We start from the raw sequence: 15,525 nt of genomic DNA, 5'->3' as shown, positions 1-15,525 counted from the left end.
TATGTTCTGTAAAATTTTTACCTTAAAAAAGATTTTACAATCTATAAATATTTATGAAAAAAAGTAAGATTTTAGATTTTATAACAACCGAAGAACTAATGAGCTTTTTAGTTGAAAATCAAGAAGAAAATCCTTTATATAAAAATGTTCTCAAGAAATTTGAATACGAAAATGAATTATTAAAACTGCAATCAGAATTAGTAAATCTTCAAAATTGGATTTCGACAGAAAAGAAAAAAGTTGCAATTATTTTCGAAGGACGAGATGCTTCAGGAAAAGGAGGAACAATTCGCCGTTTTCGCGAGCATCTTAATCCGCGTTCTATGCGTGTTGTTGCATTGAATAAACCTACAGAAGTCGAGCAAAATCAGTGGTACTTCAATCGTTATATCAAAGAATTACCAAATGCTGGGGAAATTGTTTTTTTTGATAGAAGTTGGTATAACAGAGCAGTTGTAGAACCGGTTATGGGATTTTGCACAGAGCAACAATATGAGCAATTTATGGTGCAAGTTTCCGAATTCGAACATATGTTGTACGAATCAGGGACATATATTATTAAATTGTGGTTTTCTGTGACGAAAGAGGAGCAGCAAGCACGTTTTGATTCGAGGTTAAATAATCCGCTTAAAAAATGGAAATATAGTCCAGTCGATGCAAAAGGACAAGAGCTTTGGGACGAATTTTCGCATTATATCAATCAAATGTTTACGCGTACACACAACTCTTTTTCGCCTTGGATTATTGTCAACGCAAATGATAAAAATGCTGCAAGGTTAGAATCTATTCGTTATGTGCTTTCTTTGTTTAATTATAAAGGAAAAGAGGACGCTGAAGTAAATTTGATGGTGGATCCAAATGTGATTGAACGTTATTATCGAATGGTAAAAGAACTAAATCATTAATTTTAAATAGTAAGAAAATGGAGCTAAAACCGAAAGATTTAAAATTAATCGAAACCAAAAAAGGTCTTGTTGGACTTTTGCAATCTGATCATGGGAAATTGAATTTTGCGAAAGCCTTGCGTACTGTAAAATATGAAAATAGGATAGAGCAATTACAAGAAGAATTGATAAAATTACAAACTTGGATAGCCGAAAATAAACGGAAAGTAGTGATTGTTTTTGAAGGTCGAGATGCAGCTGGAAAAGGTGGTGCAATTCGTCGAATTGTAGAACATCTAAATCCTCGTGAGCATAGAATTATAGCGCTACCAAAACCTAATGAAGTAGAACGTGGACAATGGTATTTTCAGCGATATGTTCGTCAACTTCCTCGTGAAGGAGAAATAGTCTTTTTTGATAGAAGTTGGTACAATAGAGCTGTTGTAGAGCCTGTAAATGGCTTTTGTTCTAATGATGAATATGAAACGTTTATGAACGAAGTAAATGATGTCGAAAAAATGTGGATCAATTCAGGTATATATTTGATTAAAATTTATTTTTCGATTACAAAAGAACAACAAGCAAAACGTTTTGCAGATATTGTAAATTCACCAACCAAACGATGGAAGTATAGTTCTGTTGATCAAAAAGCGCAAGATTTGTTTGATGTTTATTCGGCTTATAAAGATGTGATGTTTGAGAAAACAAATACAGATGTTGCTCCTTGGAAAATCATTGATGCCAACAAAAAGTACAAAGCTAGAGTAGAAGCGATGGAATATATTTTGTCTAAAATACCTTATGATGATAAAAATAAACGTATTTTGAAACATCAAAACTTAGAAGAAGAAAATTAATCATCAAATCTATAATTATGGCCGAATTTGATTTAAACGATTTAGAGAAAATAAATAATAAGCAAGAAATCATTGATTTTTTGGTTAAACATGATATTATAAAAGAAAAGAAGTTCAAGGAGCAACTCGCTTATGAGAAGGAATTAAAAGAACTTCAAGAAAAATTGTTAGAAATACAATCTAGAGTTATTCAGGGTAATAAACGTGTATTAATCATTTTCGAAGGTCGAGATGCGGCTGGAAAAGGCGGAACAATTTCGAGAATAACAGAATTTCTAAATCCAAAAAAATATCGTGTTGAAGCATTACCAAAGCCGACCGAAATTGAACAAGGACAATGGTATTTTCAGCGTTATTTTCAGAAATTACCAAATGCAGGAGAAATAGTTTTCTTTGATCGTTCTTGGTATAATAGGGCTGTTGTAGAGCCAGTTTTTGGATTTTGTACGGAAGAGCAATATTCAAAATTCATGAAGCAAGTTGTAGAAGTAGAACAACTTTTACAAGATGATGGAATTATTCTGATTAAAATTTTTCTTTCAATTTCGAAAGAAGAACAAGCAGAACGATTACAAGAGCGAAAAGATGACGAAATGAAACAGTGGAAATTAGGTTCATTGGATCAAAAGGCACAAGAGTTATGGGATGTTTATACTAATTACATTGATAAAATGTTTCAAGAAACAGGAACAGAAAATTCGTCTTGGCTAGAAATTGAGACCGATGATAAAAAAGCGGCTCGACTTTTAGCGATGAAATCAATCATTGCTAAATTAGAAAATCAAACTTTTGAAGATGATGTAATAAAAATTCATTCATAAAAGTAAGAGAATCATTTGTATAATCAAGATTTTTGATTAATTTTGCACCCACATTGTTCAACCTCTGACGAAAGACGTTTAAGTTGCTCAATTCAAATAAATTGAAATTATAATAATGGAAAATTTAGTAAAATACGTACAAGAGAAATACGTAGCTAAAAAAGAGTTCCCAGCTTTCGCAGCAGGTGATACTATTACAGTTTATCAAGAAATTACAGAGGGTGGAAAAACTCGTGTTCAGTTCTTTAAAGGGGTTGTTATCCAAAGAAGAGGACAAGGAACTACAGAAACTTTCACAATCCGTAAAATGTCTGGAGATGTTGGTGTAGAGCGTATCTTCCCAGTTAACATGCCAGCGTTACAAAAAATTGAAGTAAACAAAAAAGGTAAAGTTCGTAGAGCTCGTATCTTCTACTTCAGAGCATTACGTGGTAAAAAAGCTCGTATCAAAGACGCTGCTTACTAAAAACTGCTTTTTTAGGAAAAATATAAAATCCGTTCGACTATCGAACGGATTTTTTTATTTTTAATAATTTTTTCAAATCTTATTTCTCAATTCCATAATAACGATGACTTTTCTTTATTGCCCATTTTTCTTTAAAATTAATCCATTTCGATTGAAATAATTTACGCATTAATTTATCGGTGTAACGCATAATAAAAACATGATAAACGGTATTCATCACTTGGAAAAATTCATTAGGGAAAGCGCGTAAAGACATCGAAAATCCAGCTTCTAAATAACGATTATAATGCCAATAACCTCGCGGAATAAATAGCGCATCACCATGATTCATTACAAAATCAAAACCTTTTGCGTGTTTCAAAGCAGGAAATTTTTCGTAATCGGGATGATCATAATCGATTTCGTAAATCGTATGTACCGAAAGAGGGACTTTATATAAAGCTTTGGATTGTTTTGGATCAAACAACAAAATTCGTTTATCTCCTTGAAACTGAAAATGAATAAAATCCGTCATATCGACATCATAATGCATCAAAACTTTAGCTTCACTTCCTCCAAAAAATAAGGTAGGCAAACGTTCAAAATATTTTAAACCAAGATCAGGATAAGCAAAATTTTTGAGTAATTCGGGAATTTTATCTTTGATAATAAAGAAAAAAATTCTCAAATCAGAAGGCTCTTTTTTGATCAAATCCACATATTCATTAAACTTCATATGTGTAGCAGGAGTGTCCGAACTTTTGTTAGCATCAGCAGGTTTACTATCGTATAAAGGCACAACTTGTTCGCCGGCTTTTTCTTTGATATAATCGAGATTCCATTTGTCAAAATCCTTCCAATTCTTTGCATAACCTTTCAATAACAAAGGTTTTCTTTTTTTGAGATAATTTTTGATGAAATCTTCTTTTGAAATTGATTCAACTGTATCAATAGCTTGAAATTGCATGCGTCTTAAAGTATTGGATTACTCAAAAATAGAGAATCTATCTGAATTAAAAATAAAAAAGCCAACATATTGTTGACTTTTCATTTATTCTATTTCTTTAACCATTCGAATCAGATGCGCCATATTCCGGATGACGCTATAATGTTTTTTAACAAATGGATTTTCTTTGTTCCATACATATCCCGCTAAAACAGCACAAATTTTTTCTTTGACATCAGGATTTTCAGGTTGATGGAAAAATAATTCTTGCAAATTTCCGGTATACCATTCTTGCACATAAGTGGTGAAAACATCTATACCTTCTTTCATATAATCTTCGTAATCTGTCTGCCAGTCTACTTTTTCACCATTTATTTCTTTAATAGCAAGTTTAGCAGCTTTTAAACCACTTTCTGTTGCGAAACAAACACCAGAAGAAAAAACGGGATCTAAAAACTCGGTACTATTTCCTGTCAAAACATAACCATCTCCAAACATTTTAGTCACCGCTGCGGAATAATTTTTTAACCAAATTGGATTAAATTCAAATGGTAAATTACCAAAACGATTGACGTAAAAATCAGATTTTTGAATTGCATTTTGCAAAGCTTCCGTTGTATCTTGATTGGTTGATAATTGATTAATATAATCTGTTGGTCCAACGATTCCGACACTTGTTTTTCCATTCGAAAAAGGAATTACCCACAACCAAACTTTCGTTTCGATAATATCAAAAGAAATCTGCGTTCCTTCTCGACCTTCAGGGCGACGAACATCATCAATATGTGTGAAAATTGCTGAATGAGGATTTAGTTTTGATGGACTATCAATATTTAATAATCGTGGTAAAACACGACCATATCCGCTTGCATCAATCAAAAATTTAGCATTGATTTGATAGGTTTCTCCATTTTGTTTTTTAACAGTTGTAATCGATTTTTTTCCTTCAAATTGAACATCAATTACTTCTTCATTAAAACGTAAATCTGCTCCTTTGTCTATAATTGCATCAGCTAAAGTCATGTCAAAATCAGCGCGCGGAACTTGCCAAGTCCAATCTTGTCCTTTCCCAAATTTTTTACTAAAATCGAAAATACAAATCTGTTCACCTCGAATAAATCTCGCACCAGGTTTTACTTCGAAATTTTGTTTCTCTAAATATGGTAACAATCCAGCTTCTTCGAAATGATCCATAGAGCGAGGGATTAAACTTTCACCTACAACAATTCTCGGAAATTGAGTTTTTTCTAAAACAATAACTTTAATGTTTTTTTCTCTTAAATAGGCTGCTGCAACCGATCCCGAAGGTCCTGCACCGATGATTAAAACATCTGTATTTTCAATCATGACTTTTTGTATAGTTTTTTAATTATTTTTGCAACTGATTGAGGGAGTAAATAACCAAAATCGATAAATCTTTTACCTAATCAATAACATGACAAAATTAACAATTGACACTATAGAAAACATACTTTTTGAGAATAAAAAATTATTGCTCGATAAATTAACACTTGATCGTGTGGAGAATAGTTTTAAATTCCTAAAAGAATTTTCAAAAAATAAAATAATTTACGGCGTAAATACAGGTTTTGGACCAATGGCACAATATCGTATTGAAGACGAAAATACAATTCAACTTCAATATAATTTAATCAGAAGTCACTGTACAGGAATTGGAGAACCGTTGACGTTAGATCAAACAAAAGCTGCTGTTATTGCACGTTTTAATACGCTTTCATTGGGATATTCTGGGATACATCCTTCAGTTTTAGTATTGATGCAAGAATTAGTGAACCGTGATATTTTACCTGTCATTTATCAACATGGAAGTGTTGGTGCGAGTGGAGATTTGGTTCAATTGGCGCATTTAGCTTTGACATTAATTGGAGAAGGTGAAGTTTTTTATAAAGGTGAAATCAAATCGACGAAAGAAGTTTTTGAACTTGAAAATCTTCAACCAATAGAAGTTCATATTCGTGAAGGTTTATCAATTATGAATGGAACTTCGGTAATGACGGGAATTGGAATGGTAAATTTGATAAAGGTTAATCAATTAATCAATCTTTCGATTACGTTAAGCTCGATGATGAATGAGATTGTTCAATCTTTTAATGATCATTATTCAAAACCGTTGAATGAAGCAAAGCAACACATTGGTCAACGCTATATTGCGAATAAAATGTCAGAATTTTTGAATGATAGCAAATTAGTCAAAAAACGTGCTGATGAACTATATCAAGAGCGTACCGAAAAAATTTTTGAAGAAAAAGTACAAGAATATTATTCGTTGCGTTGTGTTCCTCAGATTTTAGGACCAATTTATGATACATGGAATGCCGCGAAAGAAGTGTTAGAAAATGAAATAAATTCGGCAAGTGACAATCCAATTATTGATGTCGAAAATGAAACTGTTCATCATGGAGGGAATTTTCATGGCGATTATGTTTCATTAGAATTGGATAAATTGAAATTAGCTGTAACTCGTCTGTCAATGCTGAGTGAGCGTCAATTAAATTATTTAGTCAATCCAAAAATCAATAATATTTTACCTCCTTTTGTCAATTTAGGAAGGCTTGGTTTTAATTTTGGTTTGCAGGCTGCTCAATTTACAGCGACTTCTACAACGGCAGAAAATCAAACACTTTCTACGTCGATGTATGTGCATAGTATTCCAAACAATAACGATAATCAAGATATTGTGAGTATGGGAACAAATGCGGCAACGATTTGCGCAAAAGTGATTGATAATACGTTCGAAGTGTTGACGGTTCAGAGTTTGGCTGTAACGCAAGCGATAGAATTTCTACAAATACAAGATAAACTATCTTCGAAAGGAAAAGCTTTTTATGATTCGATTCGTAAAATTGTTCCTGCGTTTAAAGAAGATGAGGTGATTTATCCTTATCTTAAGGAAGTGAAAAATTGTTTACTGAAATTTTAAAAATATATTGATGAGAAAATATCTTTTATTATCATTTTTAACTGTCTTTTTTGGAATATTATCTGCACAGAAATTAGCATTAGTAAAAACAAAAAATAAAATTGGATTTATTGGTGAATACGGACAATATTTAATAGAACCTCAATATTCTGATGCAAAGGATTTTTCAGAAGGACTTGCTGCAATTAAAAAAGGAAATTTTTGGGGATTTATTAATAAAGAAAATCAGTGGGTAATAGAACCTCAATATTCCAATGCAAAGAAGTTTAATTCCGGAATAGCAATGGTTGAGATTGATAAAAAATGGACATACATTAATACAAAAGGTGAACAACAAAATTATCCTTTAACTGATAAAGTATATGACTTTAATGAAGGAGTTGCATTTATCAGAAAAGGAGATTTGGTCGGTTTAATTGACTATAATGGAAATGTACTTATTGAGCCAACATATCATGTTATCAGAACTTTTATAAATGGATATGCGAAAGTAGCTTTAAACAAAAAGTGGGGTGTAATTGATACAAAAGGAAATTTGATTGTCAACTTGGAATATGATGATGTTGGAGAATTTAATCAAGATGTTGTTTGGGCAAAAAAGGGAACTGATTTTGGAATTGTTTCTAACAATCAATTTATAGCTATTGAAGGAGTAGACTTTATTGGGAATTTTAACTCTTCTTCATACACTTTTGCTCGAAAAAATCATAAGTTTGGTTTTATAAATAAAAAAGGAGAGTGGATAATAACACCTATTTTTTCTAATGCAAAATCATTTTCTAATGGGTTAGCTCCTATTGAGGATAAAGGGAAATGGGGATTTATTAATGAACAAGGAGAAGTCGTTATTCGACCAAAATATAATAATGCAGAAGTTTTTAGTGAAATAGGATTAGCTCCAGTAAAAGAGGGTAGTAAATGGGGATTTGTCAATAAAGATGGTAAATTAGTCATTCCAGCTTTGTATGACATCTCTGTAAGTTTCGGATTTTCACAAAAAGATAAAGGGTTCAATGGTAAATTAGCTCGAGTAAAGAAGCAAGGAAAGTGGGCTTTTCTGGAGGAGAATGGAAATGTATTAGCAGATCAATGGTTTGATAATGCTGAACTTTTTAATGAGTAAAAAAAATAGATTTTATAAAGCATGAAATGTGCAATTGTAACAGGTGGTTCTCGTGGAATTGGAAAAGCAATTTGTCTTAAAATTGCAGAAGAACACGATTATCATCTTTTAATAAATTATAATTCGAATGAAGCTGCTGCGTTAGAGACTTTGAAAGAAGTGGAAGCGTTAGGTGGAACAGGAGAAATTTTAAAATTTGATGTGGCTGACGCAAATCAAACGCAACAAGTTTTAACAGAATGGTCAGAAAAAAATACAGATGCAATTGTAGAAGTTATTGTAAACAATGCAGGGATTACGAAAGACAATTTGTTTATGTGGATTTCACAAGATGATTGGTCAAATGTGATTAATACAAGCTTAAATGGTTTTTACAATGTAACTCACTTTTTTATTAATCCATTATTGAGAAATAGATTCGGAAGAATTGTCAATATAGTTTCAGTTTCCGGTTTGAAAGGAACGCCAGGACAAACCAATTATTCTGCTGCAAAAGCTGCTGTGATAGGAGCGACGAAAGCATTGGCACAAGAAATAGCAAAACGTAATGTAACGGTGAATGCTGTTGCGCCAGGTTTTATCGAAACGGATATGACAGATGAATTGGATCAACAAGAATTAAAGAAGCTAATTCCAGCAAATCGTTTTGGAAAAGCCGAAGAAGTTGCCGATTTGGTAAGCTTTTTGGTTTCTAAAAAATCGAGTTATATCACAGGAGAAGTTATTAATATAAATGGAGGAATTTATTCTTAGATAAAATGAGCCAAAGAGTCGTAATAACAGGAATGGGCATCTATTCTTGCTTAGGAACATCATTAGAAGAAGTAACAGAATCTTTACGTCAAGGAAAATCAGGGATTATTTTTGATGAAGAACGCAAAGAATTTGGCTTTAAATCTGCTTTGACGGGAACTGTTCCAGTACCAGATTTGAAACCTTTTTTGAATCGTAGACAACGAATTACAATTGGTCAAGAAACAGAGTTTGCTTACATGGCAACTTTAGAAGCATTGAAAAATGCAGGATTGACAGAAGAATATATCAAGACTAACGAGGTCGGAATTATATATGGAAACGATAGCGTTTCGAAAGCAATTATTGATGCAATAGATATTGTTCGCGAGAAAAAAGATACAGAATTAATTGGTTCTGGAGCTATTTTCAAATCAATGAATTCTACTGTAACGATGAATCTTGCGACAATTTTTGAGTTGACTGGAATCAATTTTACAATTAGTGCAGCTTGTGCAAGTGGTTCGCATTCGATTGGTTTAGGTTATATGATGATCAAGGATGGTTTACAGGAGATGATTATTTGTGGAGGAGCGCAGGAAATTAATAAATATGCAATGGCAAGTTTTGATGGTTTAGGTGTCTTTTCAGAAAATGAAGAGCATCCTGAAAAAGCATGTCGTCCTTTTGACAAAAATCGTGATGGTTTGGTGCCGAGTGGAGGTGGAGCAACACTGATTTTAGAAAGTTATGAATCTGCTGTAAAACGTGGTGCGCCAATTATTGCTGAGGTCTTGGGTTATGGTTTTTCATCGAATGGTGGACATATTTCTACGCCAAATGTAGATGGACCAGCAATAGCGATGAATAGAGCGTTGAAACAAGCAAAAGTTTCGGCAGATGAAATTCAATATATTAATGCACATGCGACTTCTACGCCGGTTGGTGATGCAAACGAAGCAAAAGCGATTGACCAAGTTTTTGGAAAAACGAAGCCTTTTGTAAGTTCTACAAAATCGATGACGGGACACGAATGTTGGATGGCAGGAGCAAGTGAGATTATTTATTCTAACTTAATGATGATGAATAACTTTATTGCTCCAAATATTAATTTTGAAGAAGCAGACGAAGATTCAGCTAAATTAAACATTGTTAAAGAAACCTTAAATAAAGAATTTGATGTATATTTGTCGAATTCTTTTGGATTTGGTGGAACAAATTCTGCCTTAGTAATTAAAAAATTTAACTCCTAATATGGTGAAAAGTCAAATCGCTGAAAAATTAAACGCTATCTTAATTGATGAATTTGAGGTTGATCCTTCTGTGATTTCAGAGGAAAAAAATATTAAAGAATCTTTAGATTTAGATAGTTTGGACTATGTTGATTTAGTGGTAATCATTGAATCTAATTTCGGTGTGAAATTAATTAAAGAAGATTTTCAAAATATGATAACTTTTGAAGATTTCTACGCAATTGTAGAACAAAAGTTAGAAAATAAATAACAGATATGAAACAATGGGATGGTCGTTCTAAAGGAACGGTCCTGGGATACAAAATATTTGTCAATGTTATGAAAAAGCTCGGAATTAAGGCTGCTTACTCAGTCTTAATTTTTGTAGCTTTTTATTATTTTATAACGGCTTATAGCAGTAATAAATCTATTTACGAATACTTTCGTTATCGATTAAATTTTTCGGTTTTCAAATCAATTTTAAGTGTTTACAAAAGTTATTATACTTTTGGACAAACTTTGATTGATAAAACAGCAATTAATGCAGGTTTGCGTAACAAATACTCGTACGAATTTGATGGAATAGAATTATTAAAAAATCTATTGGATCAAAAACAAGGTGGAATTTTAATTAGTGCGCATGTTGGTAATTTCGAAGTTGCTGAACATTTTTTTGCAGACATCGATTTTGATTGTCAAATCAATTTAGTTACAACAGATTTAGAACGAAATGTTATCAAAGAATATTTAGAAAGTATTTCGATGAAACCTTCGGTAAAATTTATCTTGATTCAAGAAGATTTATCCCATATTTTCGAGATTAATAATGCGCTTAGTCGAAACGAATTAATTTGTTTTACAGGAGATCGTTATTTCGAAGGAAATAAAACGATGTCAGAAGTTCTTCTTGGAAAAGAAGCAAATTTCCCTGCAGGTCCATTTTCTATCGCTTCTCGCTTGAAAGTGCCCGTTGCTTTTGTATATGTAATGAAGGAAAAAAATCTACATTATCATTTATATGCGCGTCAAGCAAATTTCAAACATCGTGATGCAAATGCACTTTTGAAAGAGTTTTGCGTCAATCTCGAAACCATTGTAAAAAAATATCCTTATCAATGGTTTAATTATTTCGATTTTTGGAAGTAAATTAGACCACAATATGAATTTTCAAACCACTAAAAAACCTAAACCTTTACATGAAATGCAACGTATTAGTTGTTTATTACTCGCAGTCAGGACAGTTAAAAGAAATTGTCGATCAAACAACATATGATTTAGTTCAAAACCAAGATATTAATTTAACGAAATATAAGATAGAAATGGAAGAGGAATTTCCTTTTCCGTGGGATTTTTATTCTTTTTTTAATGCTTTTCCAGATAGTTTTCTTCAAAAAGAAAAGAAGATTAAACCAATTCCGACAGAAATCTTGAATCAGAAATATGATTTGATTTTACTGTATTATCAAGTTTGGTTTTTATCGCCATCTATTCCAATAAATTCTTTTTTAAGGGATAAACAAACGCAGCAAATTTTAGAAAATTCTAAAATAATTACAATTAGCGGTTCACGAAATATGTGGTTCTTAGCACAAGAAAAAATCAAAACAATCTTGAAAGAACGCCAAGCAAAATTAGTTGGAAACATTGCATTGGTCGATCATACGCCAAATTTAGTAAGCGCCATGACAATTGTAAATTGGATGTTTTCGGGCGTTAAAAAGCGAATGTTCAATTTGTTGCCTTTGCCAGGAATTAGTGAAAAAACTATTCAGGAAAGTAGAAGATTTGGTAAAATTATTCTAAATTCAATCCAAAATAATAATTACTCTAATCTACAAGAAAATTTAATTCAATCTGGAGCCGTTGAGGTTAAACCTTTTTTAGTTTCTGTGGATACAAAAGGGAATCGAATGTTTAAAGTTTGGTCTAAAATTATTGATTCTAAACAAGGTAAACAGCGAGAAAAGTATTTGAAATTCTTTTATTATTATTTAATTTTAGCTATTTGGATAATATCTCCACTAGTAAATTTGTTATATATTATATTTTATCCGTTCAACTATTTTAAATACAAAAAACAGATAAAATATTTTCAAGGAATAGAATAATATGCAAAATGTATATATAACGAAAACGTCGAAGTTTTTGCCAAATCAACCAATTTCGAATGATGAAATGGAAGATTTTTTAGGAAAAATTAATCAAATTCCTTCAAAAGCTAGAAGAATCGTTTTAAGAAATAATGGAATCAAAACGCGTTATTACGCTCTCGATAAAACTGGAAATGTCACACATTCTAATGCCGAATTGACGAGTAGTGCAATTACAAATTTATTTGATGCGCAGTTCACAAAAAATGAGGTAGAAGTGTTGTCATGTGGGACTTCAACGCCAGATTTGTTGTTGCCTTCTCATGCCGCGATGGTACACGGTTTATTGCAAAATAATGTTTCTGTTGAGTTAAATTCTTCTTCAGGAGTTTGTAATTCGGGAATGAATGCCTTGAAATTTGGCTATCTTTCGGTAAAGTCAGGTAATTCTAAAAATGCAATTTGTTCAGGTTCTGAACGAGTTTCGACGTGGATGAAAGCAGAGAAATTTGAGCATGAAGTTGACAATTTAAAAGAATTAGAAGAACAACCAATTATAGCATTCAAAAAAGATTTTTTACGTTGGATGTTATCGGATGGTGCTGCCGCTTTTTTATTGCAAAATCAACCAAACGAAGATTCTATTTCGCTTAAAATAGAGTGGATGGAATCTTATTCTTACGCGCACGAATTGGAAACGTATATGTATGCCGGAGGTGATAAATTACTGAATGGAGAAATGAAACCTTGGAGCGATTTTTCTTCGGAAGAATGGTTAAAAGAGTCTGTTTTTTCATTGAAACAAGATGTCAAAATTCTGAATGATAATATTTTGATAAAAGGCGTAGAAAGCATGAAAGCTGCAATGGATAAACATCAATTATCGTCAAATGAGATTGATTATTTGTTGCCGCATGTGTCGTCAAACTATTTTGTTCAAGGTTTATATGACGAATTTTGTAAGAAAGACATTCATATTCCGTTAGAGAAATGGTTTATGAATTTAAGCAAAGTTGGAAATGTGGGTTCAGCGTCTGTTTTTTTGATGCTTGATGAACTATTTCAAGACGGAAACCTTAAAAAAGGAGATCGTATTATGCTTTGCGTACCAGAAAGTGGACGTTTTTCATATTCGTACGCTTATTTAACAGTTGTTTAAAAAATGAATAAAATACAATTACCCAATCATACGATAGAATTTATCAAACAATTGATTCCACAACGCGAACCAATTATTATGGTAGATGCTATTTTTGAATATGAAGAGGGAAAAGTTGTTGGAGGCTTAACAGTTAAAAACGATTCGATTTTTGTCGAAAATAATCAATTGAGAGAATCTGGAATATTAGAGCACATGGCACAAACAGTTGCTTTGTATACAGGTTATCAATTTTATATTCGAAATGAATCAGCTCCAACTGGATATATTGGCTCGATGAAATCAATAGAGATTAATCGTTTGCCAAAAGTGAATGAAAATTTAACAACAACAGCAACTATTTTGCACGAAGTAATGGGAGTGACTTTGGTTTCGATTGAAACAAAGATAGAAGAAGAAGTAATTGCAAAAGGAGAGATGAAAACAGTGATTGCAGAAACATAATTTTATGAAAGTAAATCAGCAAATTGATATTCAACAATTTCTTCCGCATCGTGAACCAATGCTTTTTGTAGACATGATTTCTTGGATTGAGAAAACCTATGTTGAAGCTTTATTTACGATAAAATCGGATCAATTATTTATTCAGAACGAATATTTTACTGAAGTCGGTTTATTGGAAAATATGGCGCAAGTTTGTTCGACAATTATCGGACAAAACTATTTTATCAATTTTTCTGATGTACACAAAGGCGATGTAATCGGCTTTATTAGCACGATTAAACAAGCTGAAATTATGCAATTACCAAAAGTTAATCAAACCATTACAACAAAAGCAACGTTGTTAGAAGTTTTTGATTACGATGAATTTACAATTAGTCTGATGCAAGCAAAAGTTATCTTGAATGACGAAATAATTGCGACAGCTACAATGAATTTGATGCTTCAAAACCATAAAAAATGAAACAATCAGAAGTACCGCAAGATAAAGGACATCTCAAGGATTTCAACGAAGTTTATTATGCAATTGATGAACAGGGAGAATTTTCTCAAACATTGAGTGCGGGTTGGGAAGCGAAGAATATTGTTCAATCCGAAACTTTAAAAATTTTGGATGAACGCACAGAGGAAGCAAGACAAAAAGTAATGGATGGAAAAGCAAGTCCAATTTTATATTTCATGGAATTGAAACGTATGGATTGGGAAATTTTGTCTAATTATGTTGGAATTTGGAAGATTTTTGTCAAAAGACATGCAAAACCAATTGTTTTCTCAAAATTAAAAGAATCAACACTAAAAAAATATGCCGAAGCTTTTGAAATTTCGGTTGATGAATTAAAAAACTTTGATGAAAACCATAACTGATTTTAAACATTTTCAATCAGCACATTGCGAAAATGGAGTTGCCTCCAACTTATTAAAAAATAAAGGAATTGATATTTCAGAGCCGATGATTTTTGGAATTGGTTCTGGTCTTTTTTTTGTGTTTTTACCTTTCTTAAAAGTCAATCATGCGCCTGCGATTAGCTATCGTCCAATGCCAGGAATGATTTTTAATCGTGCAGCAAAAAATCTTGGTATAAAGGTTAAACGTCATAAATTTCGCTCTACAAAATCAGCTCAGACTTTCTTAGATGAGCAACTTTTAGTCAATCGACCTTGCGGTTTACAGGTTGGAGTGTACAATTTGACATACTTTCCTGAAGAATATAAATTTCATTTTAACGGACATAATTTAGTTGTTTTCGGAAAGCAAGATCAAACGTATTTAATCAGTGATCCTGTGATGCAAGAAACGACAAAATTGACTGAAAATGAGTTAGAAAAAGTTCGTTTTTCGAAAGGAGTTTTAGCACCAAAAGGACATTTATATTATCCTGAATTTATTCCAGAAAATATTGATTATCAGAAAGCAATCAAAAAAGGAATCAAGAAAACGTGTCGTGAAATGTTAGCGCCAGTTCCGATTGTTGGTGTTCGTGGAATTAGAATGGTTGCTAAACGAATCAAAAAAATGCCCAAGAAAATTGGGAATGCAAAAACAAATTATTTTCTGGCGCAAATGATTCGAATGCAAGAAGAGATTGGGACAGGAGGTGGAGGTTTTCGGTATATTTATGCTGCTTTTTTGCAAGAAGCTTCACAAAAATTGAATCAACCAAATTTGAATGATTTTGCCATAGAAATTTCTGAAATAGGAGATAAATGGCGAGATTTTGCTCTAAATGCATCAAGAGTTTATAAAAAACGAAATAATGCGCAAGATATTTACGATGTGATTTCGAATCAATTGTTGGAATTAGCCGATTTGGAAGAATCGTTTTTTAAACGTTTAAGAAAAGCAATTTAGCCACA

At 32.1% G+C, this 15,525-nt stretch carries 18 protein-coding genes; 16 read left to right on the top strand and 2 right to left on the bottom strand.

Translation table 11 applies throughout. From position 1 onward, the window contains the following. Positions 1-98: 98 nt before the first annotated feature. The 4 genes from ppk2 (HXZ74_RS06155) to rplS all read left to right on the top strand — a co-directional run bounded on the left by ppk2 (HXZ74_RS06155) (position 99) and on the right by rplS (position 3,028). Positions 99-905, top strand: coding sequence for a polyphosphate kinase 2 (gene ppk2 / locus HXZ74_RS06155; protein ID WP_407932333.1), 807 nt, complete (start codon positions 99-101; stop codon positions 903-905). Positions 906-922: 17 nt separating this feature from the next. Further along, positions 923-1,741, top strand: a complete 819-nt coding sequence (gene ppk2, locus HXZ74_RS06150) for a polyphosphate kinase 2 (protein WP_280061638.1) — start codon at positions 923-925, stop codon at positions 1,739-1,741. A 17-nt stretch (positions 1,742-1,758) separates the two neighbouring features. Next, on the top strand, positions 1,759-2,562 hold the full coding sequence (gene ppk2, locus HXZ74_RS06145) for a polyphosphate kinase 2 (protein ID WP_286474365.1): 804 nt from the start codon (positions 1,759-1,761) through the stop codon (positions 2,560-2,562). Between the two features lie 115 nt (positions 2,563-2,677). Then, the gene (gene rplS, locus HXZ74_RS06140; RefSeq protein ID WP_019975296.1) at positions 2,678-3,028 is read left to right on the top strand and encodes a 50S ribosomal protein L19; all 351 of its coding nucleotides are present in this window, start codon (positions 2,678-2,680) and stop codon (positions 3,026-3,028) included. A 79-nt stretch (positions 3,029-3,107) separates the two neighbouring features. Here rplS and HXZ74_RS06135 read toward each other — a convergent pair whose 3' ends face one another. Next, positions 3,108-3,974, bottom strand: coding sequence for a cupin-like domain-containing protein (locus tag HXZ74_RS06135; protein ID WP_038332299.1), 867 nt, complete (start codon positions 3,972-3,974; stop codon positions 3,108-3,110). Between the two features lie 84 nt (positions 3,975-4,058). Continuing rightward, positions 4,059-5,300 (bottom strand): NAD(P)/FAD-dependent oxidoreductase, encoded by a 1,242-nt coding sequence (locus HXZ74_RS06130; protein WP_114999635.1) that lies wholly within the window; start codon positions 5,298-5,300, stop codon positions 4,059-4,061. Positions 5,301-5,388: 88 nt separating this feature from the next. Here HXZ74_RS06130 and flxA point away from each other — a divergent pair, with 88 nt between their 5' ends. The 12 genes from flxA to darH are packed head-to-tail and all read left to right on the top strand — an operon-like array spanning position 5,389 to position 15,520. Further along, positions 5,389-6,894, top strand: coding sequence for a flexirubin biosynthesis tyrosine ammonia-lyase FlxA (flxA, locus tag HXZ74_RS06125; RefSeq protein ID WP_286474364.1), 1,506 nt, complete (start codon positions 5,389-5,391; stop codon positions 6,892-6,894). Positions 6,895-6,904: 10 nt separating this feature from the next. Then, positions 6,905-8,017 carry a WG repeat-containing protein gene (locus HXZ74_RS06120; RefSeq protein ID WP_286474362.1) on the top strand — a complete coding sequence of 371 codons (1,113 nt, stop codon included), beginning with the start codon at positions 6,905-6,907 and terminating at the stop codon, positions 8,015-8,017. Between the two features lie 21 nt (positions 8,018-8,038). After that, positions 8,039-8,770 (top strand): flexirubin biosynthesis SDR family reductase FlxB, encoded by a 732-nt coding sequence (gene flxB, locus HXZ74_RS06115; RefSeq protein ID WP_286474360.1) that lies wholly within the window; start codon positions 8,039-8,041, stop codon positions 8,768-8,770. 5 nt (positions 8,771-8,775) lie between these two features. Continuing rightward, positions 8,776-10,002: a beta-ketoacyl-[acyl-carrier-protein] synthase family protein gene (locus tag HXZ74_RS06110; RefSeq protein ID WP_286474357.1), complete on the top strand. Its 1,227-nt coding sequence runs from the start codon at positions 8,776-8,778 to the stop codon at positions 10,000-10,002. A 1-nt stretch (position 10,003) separates the two neighbouring features. Continuing rightward, positions 10,004-10,252: a phosphopantetheine-binding protein gene (locus tag HXZ74_RS06105; RefSeq protein ID WP_114999643.1), complete on the top strand. Its 249-nt coding sequence runs from the start codon at positions 10,004-10,006 to the stop codon at positions 10,250-10,252. Positions 10,253-10,257: 5 nt separating this feature from the next. After that, complete coding sequence (locus HXZ74_RS06100; RefSeq protein ID WP_286474355.1) at positions 10,258-11,127, top strand: lysophospholipid acyltransferase family protein; 870 nt, start codon at positions 10,258-10,260, stop codon at positions 11,125-11,127. A gap of 50 nt (positions 11,128-11,177) precedes the next feature. Then, the gene (locus HXZ74_RS06095; RefSeq protein WP_280061643.1) at positions 11,178-12,089 is read left to right on the top strand and encodes a dialkylrecorsinol condensing enzyme DarA; all 912 of its coding nucleotides are present in this window, start codon (positions 11,178-11,180) and stop codon (positions 12,087-12,089) included. Position 12,090: 1 nt separating this feature from the next. Beyond that, positions 12,091-13,230, top strand: a complete 1,140-nt coding sequence (gene darB, locus HXZ74_RS06090) for a dialkylresorcinol biosynthesis protein DarB (protein ID WP_286474352.1) — start codon at positions 12,091-12,093, stop codon at positions 13,228-13,230. A gap of 3 nt (positions 13,231-13,233) precedes the next feature. Continuing rightward, positions 13,234-13,674 carry a hotdog family protein gene (locus HXZ74_RS06085; protein WP_286474350.1) on the top strand — a complete coding sequence of 147 codons (441 nt, stop codon included), beginning with the start codon at positions 13,234-13,236 and terminating at the stop codon, positions 13,672-13,674. Positions 13,675-13,678: 4 nt separating this feature from the next. Then, positions 13,679-14,134 (top strand): ApeP family dehydratase, encoded by a 456-nt coding sequence (locus tag HXZ74_RS06080; RefSeq protein ID WP_286474347.1) that lies wholly within the window; start codon positions 13,679-13,681, stop codon positions 14,132-14,134. Continuing rightward, positions 14,131-14,535 (top strand): flexirubin biosynthesis protein DarG, encoded by a 405-nt coding sequence (DarG, locus tag HXZ74_RS06075; protein ID WP_286474344.1) that lies wholly within the window; start codon positions 14,131-14,133, stop codon positions 14,533-14,535. The genes HXZ74_RS06080 and DarG overlap by 4 nt, the downstream gene beginning before the upstream one ends. Further along, on the top strand, positions 14,519-15,520 hold the full coding sequence (gene darH, locus HXZ74_RS06070; protein WP_286474342.1) for a BtrH-related acyltransferase DarH: 1,002 nt from the start codon (positions 14,519-14,521) through the stop codon (positions 15,518-15,520). Before DarG ends, darH begins: the two co-directional genes overlap by 17 nt. Positions 15,521-15,525 lie beyond the last annotated feature (5 nt).

This window comes from Empedobacter sp. R750, assembly GCF_030324345.1.
GTDB lineage: Bacteria > Bacteroidota > Bacteroidia > Flavobacteriales > Weeksellaceae > Empedobacter > Empedobacter falsenii_C.
The sequence above is the reverse complement of the archived record's forward strand: the minus strand, read 5'-3'. Positions and strand labels throughout refer to the sequence as shown.

What these genes read in the sequence shown, in the direction of transcription:
- HXZ74_RS06085 (WP_286474350.1), top strand. Translation starts at nt 13,234, where the DNA reads ATGAATAAAATACAATTACCCAATCATACGATAGAATTTATCAAACAA.
- HXZ74_RS06130 (WP_114999635.1), bottom strand. Translation starts at nt 5,300, where the DNA reads ATGATTGAAAATACAGATGTTTTAATCATCGGTGCAGGACCTTCGGGA.
- ppk2 (WP_407932333.1), top strand. Translation starts at nt 99, where the DNA reads ATGAGCTTTTTAGTTGAAAATCAAGAAGAAAATCCTTTATATAAAAAT.
- HXZ74_RS06110 (WP_286474357.1), top strand. Translation starts at nt 8,776, where the DNA reads ATGAGCCAAAGAGTCGTAATAACAGGAATGGGCATCTATTCTTGCTTA.
- flxA (WP_286474364.1), top strand. Translation starts at nt 5,389, where the DNA reads ATGACAAAATTAACAATTGACACTATAGAAAACATACTTTTTGAGAAT.
- HXZ74_RS06100 (WP_286474355.1), top strand. Translation starts at nt 10,258, where the DNA reads ATGAAACAATGGGATGGTCGTTCTAAAGGAACGGTCCTGGGATACAAA.
- HXZ74_RS06135 (WP_038332299.1), bottom strand. Translation starts at nt 3,974, where the DNA reads ATGCAATTTCAAGCTATTGATACAGTTGAATCAATTTCAAAAGAAGAT.
- darB (WP_286474352.1), top strand. Translation starts at nt 12,091, where the DNA reads ATGCAAAATGTATATATAACGAAAACGTCGAAGTTTTTGCCAAATCAA.
- HXZ74_RS06120 (WP_286474362.1), top strand. Translation starts at nt 6,905, where the DNA reads ATGAGAAAATATCTTTTATTATCATTTTTAACTGTCTTTTTTGGAATA.
- darH (WP_286474342.1), top strand. Translation starts at nt 14,519, where the DNA reads ATGAAAACCATAACTGATTTTAAACATTTTCAATCAGCACATTGCGAA.
- flxB (WP_286474360.1), top strand. Translation starts at nt 8,039, where the DNA reads ATGAAATGTGCAATTGTAACAGGTGGTTCTCGTGGAATTGGAAAAGCA.
- ppk2 (WP_280061638.1), top strand. Translation starts at nt 923, where the DNA reads ATGGAGCTAAAACCGAAAGATTTAAAATTAATCGAAACCAAAAAAGGT.
- DarG (WP_286474344.1), top strand. Translation starts at nt 14,131, where the DNA reads ATGAAACAATCAGAAGTACCGCAAGATAAAGGACATCTCAAGGATTTC.
- ppk2 (WP_286474365.1), top strand. Translation starts at nt 1,759, where the DNA reads ATGGCCGAATTTGATTTAAACGATTTAGAGAAAATAAATAATAAGCAA.
- HXZ74_RS06080 (WP_286474347.1), top strand. Translation starts at nt 13,679, where the DNA reads ATGAAAGTAAATCAGCAAATTGATATTCAACAATTTCTTCCGCATCGT.
- HXZ74_RS06095 (WP_280061643.1), top strand. Translation starts at nt 11,178, where the DNA reads ATGAAATGCAACGTATTAGTTGTTTATTACTCGCAGTCAGGACAGTTA.
- HXZ74_RS06105 (WP_114999643.1), top strand. Translation starts at nt 10,004, where the DNA reads ATGGTGAAAAGTCAAATCGCTGAAAAATTAAACGCTATCTTAATTGAT.
- rplS (WP_019975296.1), top strand. Translation starts at nt 2,678, where the DNA reads ATGGAAAATTTAGTAAAATACGTACAAGAGAAATACGTAGCTAAAAAA.